Source organism: Methylobacterium sp. TK26 (assembly GCF_055361565.1).
The window spans coordinates 1,396,906-1,409,063 of sequence record NZ_CM143965.1; the positions used below are offsets into that span (position 1 = coordinate 1,396,906).

Consider the following 12,158-nt stretch of genomic DNA (forward strand, 5'->3'; position numbering starts at 1 on the left):
GCGCTCCCGCCCCGAACAGTGGGAGAGGCATGCCTCGCTACTTCTTCGATATTCACGACGGCCTATCGCTGCGTCGCGACGCGATCGGGTTGGAATGCGATGGCTTCCGCGGCGTTCGCTTCGAGGCCATGCAGACGCTGCCGCAGATCGCCTGCGACCTGATTCCGATGGATGGCGACCGGCAGGCCTTCACCGTGCTCGTGCGGGACGAGAACGACAGTACCGTCTACACGGCGACGCTGACCTTCGCCGGGTTGTGGATGGGCGACACGCCGATACCCGAGGTCGAGACGGACGCCTTCGGCTGACCGGCCGGCGTCACTCGATGCGCCGGCTGAGGTGCAGGTAATCGGGATTGAAGTCGCAATAGGCTTTCAGGCGATCCACGTCGGGAATGATGAGCCGGCGCCTGCGCAGGACGATCAGTCCATCGTCGCGCAGATATTGCAGCGTCCGGTTGACGTGGACGGATGTGAGGCCGAGCACCTCCGCGAGTTCCTGCTGGGTGAGGGGGAACGGATAGCTGTTCGCATCGCCCACACCCGCCGTCCGGAGGCGGACGAGCAACTCGCAGAACAGATGCGCGATCTGCTGCGGCGCCTCGCGCAGGGCCATGTTCACCAGCCATTCGCGCAGGATCGCCCCGTCGACCAGGGTCGCCCAGTGGAAGGCGTGGCAGATCCGCGGATGGTTCTCGATCAATTCGAGGATCGCGGTGCGCGGCAGTTCCGCGACGGTGCAGGCCGACACGGCCATGATGCCGTGATCCATCGTCCCGAGGACCGCGCCGTGCAGGTCGGTGAAGTCGCCGGGAACGAGCAGGGCCATGATCTGGCTCTTGCCCTGGCGCAGGACCTTGTAGCGGCAGGCGAACCCGTCGAGGACGACGTAGACGTTCTCGGGGCGGTCGCCCTGCAGGACGATCTGCTGGCGCGCGCCGATCCGCCGGATCCCCGCGAGCCGTGCCAGCCGGTCGCAATCGGCCTCCTTGAGGTCCGCGCCGTGCCTGAGCTTGCTGATGAGGGGCTCGAAGACCGCGTGTCCCGCGTGATCGCCCGGGCGACCGTCCTCGCTCCCGTCGAGCAGGGCCGGGACGCTTCGCTTGACCTCCTGCCGGACCGTGCTCAGCACCCGCCGACGCCCCTGCACGTCCGCGATGCCGATATAGGCGCGAAGGAGACCGATCATCTCTTCCACGGCCGCAGGCGCGGTTTCGGCGTGAAGTTGCTCGACAGTGATGCCGAGAACGGACGCGATTTCCTTTGAATGCATCCCAAACTGGGCTGCAGAACCAGATCCCTGGGACATGCCACAGAGTAGTAGGCTGAAGCCCCCACGTATACAACTTACTTTATTTCTATTCTCAGATCGGTCCCATTGCTAAGACAATTTGCCGTTATTCCTGCCGTTTGGTGTGTGGCGACAGATGAAAAGGTGATCGATTTCCTCGCCTGATGTCGGGCCGAATCATCCGGCCGCGCGACTAACGCGCACCGAGGAGGGGCAGCCAGGCCGCCAGCGCCAGCAGCGTGACCAGCAGCACGGGCGGCGTGATGACCAGGCCGACCTTCATGTACTGGCCCCAGGTGATCCTCTGGCCCTTGCTGGCGAGGACATGCAGCCAGAGCAGGGTGGCGAGGCTGCCGATGGGCGTGAACTTCGGCCCGAGGTCGCATCCGATCACGTTGGCGTAGACCATCAACTCACGGGTCAGCGGCGACAGGTCCGGCGCCTGCTGGATCGAGAGCGCCCCGATCAGCACGCTCGGCATGTTGTTCATCACCGACGACAGGATCGCGGCGGCAAAGCCGGTGCCGAGGGTGGCGATCCACGGGCCATGCCCGGCGAGCCACACCAGCCCCGTCGCCAGCGCCTCCGTCAGGCCGGCATTCCTCAGGCCGTAGACCACGAGATACATGCCGAGGCTGAACAGGACGATCTGCCAGGGGGCGCCGGCCAGCACCCTGCGGATGGGAATGATCCCGCCCCGGTTCGCCAGGAGCAGGAGCACCGCCGCGCCGGCACAGGTGACGGCCGAGACCGGCACGCCGAACGGCGCCGTGAGGAAGTAGGCGAGCAGCAGCAGGCCGAGCAGCGGGAACGCCGCCCGGAACACCAGCGGATCGCGGATCGCGGAGGCCGGGCGTTCCAGGGCCTCCACCGGGTAGGCCGCCGGCACGTCGCGCCGGAAATAGGCCCACAACACCCCCAGCGTCACCGCCAGGGAGACGAGGTTCACCGGGACCATCACCGCCGCGTACCGGCCGAAGGTCACGTCGAAGAAGTTGGCGGAGACGATGTTGACGAGGTTGGAGATCACCAGCGGCAGGGAGGTCGAGTCGGCCACGAACCCGCAGGCGACGATGAACGCCAGGGCCGCCGACGGCGGGAAATCGAGCCGGAGCAGGATCGCCAGCACGATCGGGGTCAGCAGCAGCGCCGCCCCGTCGTTGGCGAACACCGCCGCGATGGCCGCCCCGAGGAGCACGACCAGCGGGAACAGGAGCCGGCCCCGGCCGCCGCCCCAGCGTGCGATGTGCAGGGCCGCCCAGTGGAAGAACCCGGCCTCGTCGAGCAGCAGCGAGATGACGATCAGCGCCACGAAGGTGAACGTCGCGTCCCAGACGATGTGCCAGACCACGGGAATGTCGCCCGGCTGGATGACGCCCGTGGCGAGGGCCACGCCCGCGCCGGCGAGCGCGCTCCACCCGATCCCGAGGCCCCCGGGCTGCCAGATGACGAACACGAGGGTGACGAGGAAGAGGGCGAGCGCGAGCATCCGGGCGGTGTCTTCGTGTGGGCTGGGCTGGGGTGGGGCTCAGGCGGTGGCGACGCGGCGGCCGTGCGCGTCCACGACCGGCTCGCCATCCTCCTTGACGAACTCGCCCCGCTGCGGCGGCAGGAGGTCGAGCACGGCCTCGGAGGGCCGGCACAGGCGCACGCCCCTGGGGCTCACCACCAGCGGTCGGTTGAGGAGGATCGGGTGGGCCGCGATGGCATCGAGCCGTTGCGCGTCCGTCAGCGCCGGATCGCCGAGGTTCAGGTCCGCGAAGGGCGTGCCCTTCTCCCGCAGCACGGCGCGCACCGGCAGGCCGGCCCGGTCCAGGAGCTGCACGAGCAGCGCCCGCGCGGGCGGCGTCTTGAGGTACTCGATCACATGCGGCTCGACGCCCGCATTGCGGATCATCGCCAGGGTGTTGCGGGACGTGCCGCATTCCGGGTTGTGGTAGATCACGACATCGAACGGCTCAGGCATGGGCGGTGTCTCCGGCGGCGGGGCAGCAGGTGGCCAACGCGGCCAGGGCCGGGGTGCAGACCTCCGGGCGGCCTTGGCAGCAATCGCTCATCAGGAAGGCGATCAGGTCGGACAGGACCGGGTAGGCGGCGCTGTAGATGATCGAGCGCCCCTCCCGCCGGGAGGCGACCAGCCCGGCATGGCTCAACTCCTTGAGGTGATGCGACACGCTGGCGGCGGAGACGCCCACCGCTTCGGCCAGAACGCCGGACGCCAGGCCCTCGGGGCCGGCGATCACGAGCGCCCGCACCAGACGCAGGCGGTGTTCCTGGGCCAGGGCCGCGAACGCGGCGAGGGCTTGCGGCTCGTCCATTTTCGCTACAATCTTCAAACGATCGTTTGATCGTATGAAAAGGAGCGTCCTTGAGCAAGCCCTCGCAGCCCTTCACGGATGGCCTTCCGAACGTGAGCCCGGCGCATTTCGCGGTGCCAGCCCGAGACGACGGGGAGGCGGCGCCCTTCGCGCACGCGCCGCGTATCCTGATCCTCTACGGGTCGCTCCGCACGCGCTCGTTCAGCCGCTTCCTGGCCTACGAGGCCGCCCGGCTCCTCGAAGCCATGGGCGCCGAGGTGCGGATCTTCCACGCGGACGGCCTTCCGCTGCCCGACGACACCACCGCCGATCATCCGAAGGTGCGGGAACTCCTCGGTCTCTCGCTCTGGTCCGAGGGCCACGTGTGGGTGTCGCCGGAGCGGCACGGCACCCTGACCGGCGTGATGAAGAGCCAGATCGACTGGCTCCCCCTGGGCGAGGGCAGCGTGCGGCCGACCCAGGGGCGCACCCTCGCCGTCATGCAGGTGTCCGGCGGCTCGCAGAGCTTTAACGCCGTCAACGCCCTGCGCATCCTCGGCCGCTGGATGCGGATGATCACCATCCCGAACCAGTCCAGCGTGCCGATGGCCTACAAGGAGTTCGACGAGGCCGGCCGGATGAAGCCGGGGCCGCTCTACGACCGCGTCGTGGACGTGTGCGAGGAACTGATGAAGTTCACGCTCCTGACCCGGGAGCGGGCCGACGCCCTCGTGGACCGCTACAGCGAGCGGAAGGAGCGCGACCCGCATCGCGCCTCGCCCCGCCCTTCGGCGGGCGCCGCGTGAGAACCGTGGCCGCGACGTTCGATGGCCGGGATACTTGAGGGCTCGGCCTCGGTTGGCAACCTGGACCATGAAGGGATGCCATGACCGAACTCACCTCGCTCAACGCCGGCCACGGTGGCGAGACCCACCAGAATGCCGACGCCGACCACCCCGTGCTGACCACCAACCACGGCACGCCGGTCTCCGATAACCAGAACCAGCTCAAGGCCGGGCCGCGCGGGCCCGTCCTCCTCGAGGACGAGGTCTACCGCGAGAAGATCAACCACTTCGATCACGAGCGCATCCCGGAGCGGATCGTCCATGCGCGCGGCTCGGCCGCCCATGGCTACTTCGAGTGCACGGAGAGCCTTGCGGACGTCACCGCCGCCGACCTGTTCCAGAAGAAGGGCCAGCGCACCGAGGTGTTCACCCGCTTCTCCACCGTGGCGGGCGGCGCGGGCTCGATCGACACGCCGCGCGACGTGCGCGGCTTCGCCGTCAAGTTCTACACCCGCGAGGGCAACTGGGACCTCGTCGGCAACAACATCCCGGTCTTCTTCATCCAGGATGCGATCAAGTTCCCGGACCTGATCCACGCCGCCAAGATGGAGGCCGACCGGGGCTATCCGCAGGCGGCCACCGCCCACGACACGTTCTGGGACTTCATCAGCCTCATGCCCGAATCGACCCACATGATCATGTGGGCGATGTCGGACCGGACGCTGCCGCGCACCTTCGCCAACATGGAGGGCTTCGGCGTCCACACCTTCCGGTTCATCAACAAGGAAGGGAAGAGCACCTTCGTCAAGTTCCACTGGAAGCCCAAGGCCGGCCTCGCCTCGACCATCTGGGACGAGACCGTGAAGATCGCCGGAGCCGATCCGGACTTCCAGCGCCGCGACCTGTTCGAGCGCATCGGGCGCGGCGACTTCCCGACCTGGGAACTCGGCGTCCAGCTGTTCGACGAGGAATTCGCCAACAGCCAGCCCTACGACGTCCTCGACGCCACCAAGATCATCCCCGAGGAGGTGCTTCCCGTCCGCATCGTCGGCAAGATGGTCCTCGACCGCTACCCGGACAACTACTTCGCGGAAACCGAGCAGGCGGCCTTCGTGCCGAGCCACGTGGTGCCGGGCATCGGCTTCTCGAACGATCCGCTGCTCCAGGGCCGGCTGTTCAGCTACACGGACACCCAGCTCTCGCGGCTCGGCTCGGTGAACTTCCACCAGCTGCCGATCAACGCCGCGAAGGGGCGCGCGGCGGCGGCGGGCTGCCCGTTCATGAACCAGCAGCGGGACGGCCACATGCAGATGGCGGTGCCGAAGGGCCGCGCCAACTACGAGCCGAACAGCCTCGCCCGCGCGGGCGAGCCGGGCGGCGCCCGCGAGGACGCCTCCAAGGGCTACGTGACCTTCCCGTCGGAGGAGGAGGGGCAGAAGCTGCGCATCCGGCCGGAGAGCTTCGCCGACCATTACAGCCAGGCGCGGCTGTTCTTCCGGTCCATGGACCCGGCCGAACAGGCGCACATCGCCTCCGCGCTGGTCTTCGAACTGTCCAAGGTGAGCCTGGAGCACATCCGGCTGACGATGCTCGCCAACCTGCGCAACGTCGATGAGGATCTGGCGACCCGCGTCGCCGACGGGCTGGCGATGGACCTGCCCCCCGCCTCGCCGACCGCCGCGCCGGTCCTGGACATGGCGCCGTCGCCGGCCCTGCGCATCATCCGGGGTCCCCTCGAGCGGCACACGCTGGAAGGCCGCACCATCGGCATCTTGATCGCCGACGGGACGGATGCGGGCGAGCTGAAGGCGCTGAAGAAGGCGATCAAGGCGGCGGGCGGCCACGCGATGACCATCGCCCCGAAGGTCGGCAAGGTGCCGCTCTCCGACGGCTCGGCCATCGCCGCCGACGCGCAACTGTTCGGCCAGCCCTCGGTGACGGTCGATGGCTGCGCGGTGATCCTCTCCGAGAAGGCCGCCGGCAAGCTCGTGAAGGAAGCCGCTGCGGTGCAGTGGGTGATGGACGCCTTCGGGCACCTGAAGGCCATCGGCGCCAACGCCGCCGCCAAGCCGCTGCTCGATAAGGCGGGCGTCGAGGCGGACGAGGGCGTCACCGATCTCGGCGGCTTCGTCGAGGCGGCGAAGAAGCGGTACTGGGACCGCGAGCCGAAGGTCCGCACCCTGGCCTGACCGCACGAGGGGGACGATCGCCCGGGATGATGATAATCTCGGGCGATCGTCCCGTCTCGACCGCGCCGGACTCGATCGACGCTGCAAGGACTTCCCGTGACCAGTCCCGAAACGCCGCGGCGCGGATGAAGCCGAGCCCGGACGAACGCGGTCAGACCATCGACCTCACCACCTGCGACCGCGAGCCGATCCACGTGCTCGGCGCGATCCAGCCGTTCGGCTTCCTGCTCGCCGTCTCGGCCGACTGGATCGTCACCCGCGCCAGCGCCAACGTGGCGGACCCGCTCGGACGCGCGGCGGAGGACCTGCTCGGCCTGCCCCTCGACGCGATCCTCGACGGCGAGGCCATCCACCTCCTGCGCGGCCACCTTCAAACCCTGCGCGGCCCGGACGCCTTCGACCGGGTGTTCGGGGTGAACCTGATTCCCGGCCGGCCGCCCTTCGACGTCGCCCTGCACGTGTCCGGCGGATCCATCGTCATCGAGGCCGAGCCCTGCGCCACGGAGCACCTCAGCGCCGGCAACCTCGTCCGCTCGATGGTCGCCCGTCTCCAGCATACGGCCGACTTCGAGCCCCTGTGCCGCGAGGCCGCCCGCCAGATGCGGGCGCTGATCGGGTTCGACCGCGTCATGGTCTACCGCTTCGCCCCCGACGGCTCGGGGGAGGTCATCGCGGAGGCGGTGCGCTCCGGTCTCGACCGCTATCTCGGCCTCCATTATCCCGCCTCGGACATCCCGAAGCAGGCGAGGGCGCTCTACGAGCGGAACTGGCTGCGCATCATCGCCGACGTCGATGCCCCGGCCATCCCCGTCGTGCCGCCCCGCGACCCCACGGGCGAGCCCCTCGACCTGTCGCTCTCGACGCTGCGTACGGTCTCGCCGATCCATCTCGAATATCTGCGCAACATGGGTGTGGCCGCCTCGCTCTCCGTCTCGATCATGCGGGGCGGGCGCCTGTGGGGCCTGTTAGCCTGCCATCACACCGAGCCGCGCCACATCTCCCTGGAGCGGCGCACGGCGGCGGAGTTGTTCGGCCAGATGTTCTCCTGGATCCTGGAGAGCCGCGAACGGGAGGTCGTGGCCGCGCAGGAAGCCCTGTCGCGGGAGACGCACAACCGCCTGATGAGCGCCATGGCCTCCGGCGGCACGGGCCTCGACGGCCTGTCCGATTTCGCCGAGGAACTGTCCGGCATCGTCGCCTGCGACGGGCTCGGCCTGTGGGTGAACGGCGCGATCACCCTGCAGGGGATGACGCCGACCCGCGAGGAGTTCACCGGCCTCGTCCGCTTCCTCAACCGCACGGCCGCGAGCCGGATCTACGCCGTCGATGAGATCGGACGCTTCCACGAGCCGGCCCGCGACTTCACCGAGCGTGCGGCCGGGATGCTCGCGGTGCCGGTCTCGCGCACCCCGCGCTACTTCCTCGTGTTCTTCCGCAAGGAGGTGGCGCGCACGGTGACCTGGGCCGGCAACCCGGAGAAGCCCGCCAATCCCGGCCCGAACGGCGTGCGCCTCAGCCCGCGCAAGAGCTTCGAGGCGTGGCAGGAGGTCGTGCGGGGGCGCTCGCTGCCCTGGTCGGAGGCCGAGGCCCGCACGGCGGAGGCGCTGCGGGTGACGCTGCTCGAAGTGATCCTGCGCTTGAGCGATTCGGCGGAGCGCGAGCGCAAGGAGGCGCAGGAGCGGCAGGAACTCCTGATCGCCGAGTTGAACCACCGGGTGCGCAACATCCTCAACCTCATCCGGGGCGTGGTCACACAGAGCCGGGCCGGCGCGGCGGATGCGGAGACCTTCACCGCCCTGGTCGGGGACCGCATCCAGGCGCTCGCCCGGGCCCACGATCAGGTCACGTCCGCCAATTGGGGACCCGGCTCCCTCGCCGAGCTTTTGACCGTCGAGGCCGCCGCCTATCTCGGCGCCAAGGCGGACCGCGTCGTCCTCGACGGGACCGACGTGCTGCTCGAGCCGCAGGCCTTCACGACGATGGCGCTGGTGGTCCACGAACTCGTCACCAACTCGGCCAAGTACGGCGCCTTGAGCGACAGCGCCGGGCGGGTGGATGTGCGCTGGGAGCGGGACGCCTTCGACGCTCTGGTCATCCACTGGTCCGAATCGGGCGGCCCCGCCGTCACGGCCCCCCGCCGCCGGGGCTTCGGCTCGACCATCATCGAGCGCTCGATCCCCTACGAACTCACCGGCGAGGCCGAAATCCGCTACGCCCTGACCGGGCTGACCGCGCGCTTCGCGATCCCCGCCACCTTCGTCCGGGCCGCGCCGCCCCGGGCCGTGCGGACGGCGAAAGCCGAGAAGCAAGTGCCGTTCGCCCTGTCGGGCACGGTGCTGGTGGTCGAGGACAACATGATCATCGCCCTGGAGGCGGAAGAGGTGCTCACCGCCATGGGGGCGGAGACGGTGGACATGGCGGCCTCCGTGCGGGAAGCGCTCCGCCTGATCGAGACGTCGCCGCCCGACCGGGCGTTGCTCGACGTGAACCTCGGCTCCGAGACGAGCGTGGCGGTGGCGACCAAGCTCGCCGCCCTCGGCATCCCCTTCGCCTTCGCCACCGGCTACGGCGAGAGCTTCAAGGTCCCGCCCGAACTCGGCGACGTCCCGGTGGTGAAGAAGCCGTACGGGGCTGACAGCCTGAGGATCGCCTTCGGCCGGTAGGCCACGCGCGGTGCGACGGCTCCGGAGCCGGGATTTCGGGCCGCTGGCGTCGGTGCGACCCGCCGCGTCGTCAGCGGAGGAGGTTCGGGGGGGCCGGCGGGCTCGCGTTGAGCAGGGTGATCGTCACCCGACGGTTCGACGCGATGTAGGGATCGTCAGGGAAAACCGGCTCGGTGTCGGCGCGTCCCACCACGGACGCGAAGTTGTCGTTGGGCACCCCGGCACCCGACAGGATCTCCCGCACGGCGAGGGCACGCCCGGCGGTAAGGTTCCAGGGTTCGACGGCCGGCGCCGCGCCCGGACGCGCGGTGGCAGTGTGGCCGGTGATCGTCAGGCGGTTGGGCAGGCGGCGCAGTGTGGGCGCGATCGTCTCCAGCACGCGCCGGGTGCGCTCGTAGGGCTGGACGGAGCCGTCGCGGAACATGGAGCGGCCGTTCTCGTCCACGAGGGACACGTTCACGCCGTCCTTGGTCGGCTCGATGACGATGTTGTGCGACAGCTCGTTGATGTCCGGCATCGTCTGGAGCGCCTGCCGAAGGCTGGCCATGGCGTTGAAGTTGGCCTGCGCGATGGAGGCCGAGCGGGAGGTATCGAGTTCGCCGGAGCGCGACCGCTTGGTCATGCGCGCCGTGTCGTCCGGTTCGTCGGAACCCGTCTCCGCGTCGCGGGGCGTGGACGACTTCTTGCCGGACGAATCGAGGGCGGTGCCGTACATCATGCCGCCCGCGCCGCTGCTCGTGGGGCTCAGCGCCGATGGCGCGAAGTATTCCGCCAAGCCGATCTTCTGCTCCTGCGTCGTCATGCTGATCAGCCACATCAGCAGGAAGAACGCCATCATGGCGGTCACGAAATCTGCATAGGCGATCTTCCAGGCCCCGCCGTGATGGCCATGGGCGGCCTTCTTGACCTTCTTGACGATAATCGTGGCCATGGACGTCCCTGCTGGAGATTGAGTCCGGTCTAGGCGGGCAGCGCGGCGGTCGCTTCTTCGACTTCGTTGAAGGTCGGACGGACTTCGCTCATCAGGGACTTGCGGGCGAATTCGATCGACATGACCGGCGGCTGGCCGCCGATATGGGCGAGCAGGCCCGCCTTGAGGGACAGGTAGTACTTGGCTTCGGCCGCGAAGAGGCTCTTCAGCGACTGCGCCATCGGCCCGAAGAAGCCATAGGCGACGAACACGCCAAAGAAGGTGCCGACGAGGGCGCCGCCGATCAGGTGTCCCAGCACCTCCGGCGGCTCCTTGATCGCGCCCATCGTCTTGATGACGCCGAGCACGGCGGCGACGATGCCGAGGGCCGGCGTGCCGTCGGCGAGGGACTGCATGGCCGACACGAGACGCTCCTGCTCCTCGTGGTGCGTCTCCAACTCCTCATCCATGAGGACTTCGATTTCGTAGACGTTGTTGACGCCCAGCGTCACCATCCGCATGTAATCGCAGACGAACTCGACCGCGTGATGGTTCGCGGCGAAGGTCGGGAAGGCGTTGAACAGCGTCGATTCGCTCGGGTTTTCGATGTGCGGCTCGAGCGCCATCGCCCCCTTCGACTTCACGAACTTGAACAGGGAATACTGCATCCCCAGCAATTCGAGATAGGATTGCTGGTTGTACTTGGGGCCCTTCACGAGCGTGAGCAGCATGCCGGGCACGGCCTTGAGCACCGGCCCGATGTTCCCGATGATGAAGGCGCCGATGGCCGCGCCGAGGATGATGACGAACTCGTATGGCTGCCACAGGACGGCCAGATGGCCACCCATCTGCGAGTAGCTGCCGAAGACGCAGGCGAAGACGACCAGTGTGCCGACGATCAGCCGCATGATTTGCCATCCTTGCGTGGCGGCAGAGACGGCCCGCGCGACGCTACCAGTGGGGAGCATCGTCTCACCGAGCTTCTAACCCACCCTTTCTCGAAGTGCGGAGTCACGCCGGTGCCGTGCCAGACCGAGTTTCACGCTACGGATTTCTCGCAAGTCGATTAAAAATCCGTGTGCGAGAAATGAACCGCAATCATCCATTTCTAGCAATGAGCAGAAGAGAGGATGACGCCTCTACACCGTAAGCTGATTTGTTTCGCTGCCGACCTGCCCGAGGCAGGCGTGTCCATTACCGCGACCCGTCTTCCCGCCGATGCCGATGCTCCGGGCCCTTCTGGCGACGCCGGAGCTCCTAGGCCGAAGCGCGTTCGCCGGAGCGGCGCCGATCCTCATCGAAATGCAGGTAGACGGGATCGAACTCGGCCGTGGTCACGAGGCCGGGCCAGTCGCCGATGGTCAGGTGGCCGCCCTGGAGGACGATGCGGCACTGCGCCCGCAACGTCCGCAGCGACCGGTTGAAATGCACCGCCGTGACGCCGACGGCGTCGGCGAGTTCCGCCTGCGTCGGCGGCAGCGGACAGCACAAATTGTCCGCGAGGCCCACGGCGCGCTGGCGCAGGTACATCTCGCAAAACAGATGCGCCGTGCGGCCCATGGACTGACGGCGGCCGAGGGTCATGATCCGCTCGCGGTAGACCGAGGCATCGACCAGCGTGTCGCGCCAGAGCGCCGCCATGACCCCCGGCCGGCCGACGACGAGGGCGCGCATCGCCTCGTGCGGGATGAAGGCCAGGGTGCAGGCGGTGAGGCTCGCCAGGGAATGGTCCATCACCGGCAGATAGAGATGCTGCAGGTCGGGGATATCCCCGGCGATATAGAAGGATAGGATCTGGCGGTCGCCCGCCACGGTGTAGCCGTAGCGATGGGCCCAGCCCTCCAGCACGAGGCAGCAATGGGCGGCCCGTTCCCCGACCGTGGCGACGTCTTCATGGGGGCCGACCTGCCGGATCGTGTGCGGCAGAGCGAGCACGGCCCGCCGCTCCTCGTCGTCGAGGCGGATGACGCTGTCGAGCTTGCGGAGGAGGGGCGTCAGGGTCTGGGGGTGGGATCCCGCCACGG

The 12,158-nt window shown here is 68.5% G+C and carries 11 protein-coding genes; 4 read left to right on the plus strand and 7 right to left on the minus strand.

Features of this window, described 5'->3' with window-relative positions:
* The first annotated feature begins 29 nt into the window (after positions 1-29).
* Entirely contained in the window at positions 30-308 is a 279-nt protein-coding gene (locus ACXJ1Y_RS06870) for a DUF6894 family protein (RefSeq protein WP_463849357.1), read from the plus strand.
* Between the two features lie 10 nt (positions 309-318).
* Here the strand turns inward: ACXJ1Y_RS06870 and ACXJ1Y_RS06875 are convergent, their stop codons facing one another.
* The 4 genes from ACXJ1Y_RS06875 to ACXJ1Y_RS06890 all read right to left on the minus strand — a co-directional run bounded on the left by ACXJ1Y_RS06875 (position 319) and on the right by ACXJ1Y_RS06890 (position 3,608).
* Positions 319-1,188 (minus strand): Crp/Fnr family transcriptional regulator, encoded by an 870-nt coding sequence (locus ACXJ1Y_RS06875; RefSeq protein ID WP_463849358.1) that lies wholly within the window; start codon positions 1,186-1,188, stop codon positions 319-321.
* Between the two features lie 295 nt (positions 1,189-1,483).
* Positions 1,484-2,779 (minus strand): arsenic transporter, encoded by a 1,296-nt coding sequence (locus tag ACXJ1Y_RS06880; RefSeq protein ID WP_463849359.1) that lies wholly within the window; start codon positions 2,777-2,779, stop codon positions 1,484-1,486.
* A gap of 39 nt (positions 2,780-2,818) precedes the next feature.
* The gene (arsC, locus tag ACXJ1Y_RS06885) at positions 2,819-3,256 is read right to left on the minus strand and encodes an arsenate reductase (glutaredoxin) (RefSeq protein WP_463849360.1); all 438 of its coding nucleotides are present in this window, start codon (positions 3,254-3,256) and stop codon (positions 2,819-2,821) included.
* Positions 3,249-3,608, minus strand: coding sequence for an ArsR/SmtB family transcription factor (locus tag ACXJ1Y_RS06890; RefSeq protein ID WP_463849361.1), 360 nt, complete (start codon positions 3,606-3,608; stop codon positions 3,249-3,251). The genes arsC and ACXJ1Y_RS06890 overlap by 8 nt, the downstream gene beginning before the upstream one ends.
* A gap of 50 nt (positions 3,609-3,658) precedes the next feature.
* On the opposite strand from ACXJ1Y_RS06890, the gene arsH reads away from it, so the two are divergent.
* The 3 genes from arsH to ACXJ1Y_RS06905 all read left to right on the plus strand — a co-directional run bounded on the left by arsH (position 3,659) and on the right by ACXJ1Y_RS06905 (position 9,224).
* A complete protein-coding gene (gene arsH / locus ACXJ1Y_RS06895) occupies positions 3,659-4,393 on the plus strand; it encodes an arsenical resistance protein ArsH (RefSeq protein WP_463849362.1) in 735 nt (244 codons plus the stop codon).
* A gap of 80 nt (positions 4,394-4,473) precedes the next feature.
* On the plus strand, positions 4,474-6,561 hold the full coding sequence (locus ACXJ1Y_RS06900) for a catalase (RefSeq protein WP_463849363.1): 2,088 nt from the start codon (positions 4,474-4,476) through the stop codon (positions 6,559-6,561).
* A gap of 125 nt (positions 6,562-6,686) precedes the next feature.
* A complete protein-coding gene (locus tag ACXJ1Y_RS06905) occupies positions 6,687-9,224 on the plus strand; it encodes an HWE histidine kinase domain-containing protein (RefSeq protein ID WP_463849364.1) in 2,538 nt (845 codons plus the stop codon).
* Between the two features lie 70 nt (positions 9,225-9,294).
* Here the strand turns inward: ACXJ1Y_RS06905 and ACXJ1Y_RS06910 are convergent, their stop codons facing one another.
* The 3 genes from ACXJ1Y_RS06910 to ACXJ1Y_RS06920 all read right to left on the minus strand — a co-directional run bounded on the left by ACXJ1Y_RS06910 (position 9,295) and on the right by ACXJ1Y_RS06920 (position 12,156).
* Complete coding sequence (locus ACXJ1Y_RS06910) at positions 9,295-10,155, minus strand: flagellar motor protein MotB (protein ID WP_463849365.1); 861 nt, start codon at positions 10,153-10,155, stop codon at positions 9,295-9,297.
* Positions 10,156-10,184: 29 nt separating this feature from the next.
* A complete protein-coding gene (gene motA / locus ACXJ1Y_RS06915) occupies positions 10,185-11,042 on the minus strand; it encodes a flagellar motor stator protein MotA (RefSeq protein WP_463849366.1) in 858 nt (285 codons plus the stop codon).
* A 349-nt stretch (positions 11,043-11,391) separates the two neighbouring features.
* Positions 11,392-12,156 (minus strand): Crp/Fnr family transcriptional regulator, encoded by a 765-nt coding sequence (locus ACXJ1Y_RS06920; protein WP_463849367.1) that lies wholly within the window; start codon positions 12,154-12,156, stop codon positions 11,392-11,394.
* Positions 12,157-12,158 lie beyond the last annotated feature (2 nt).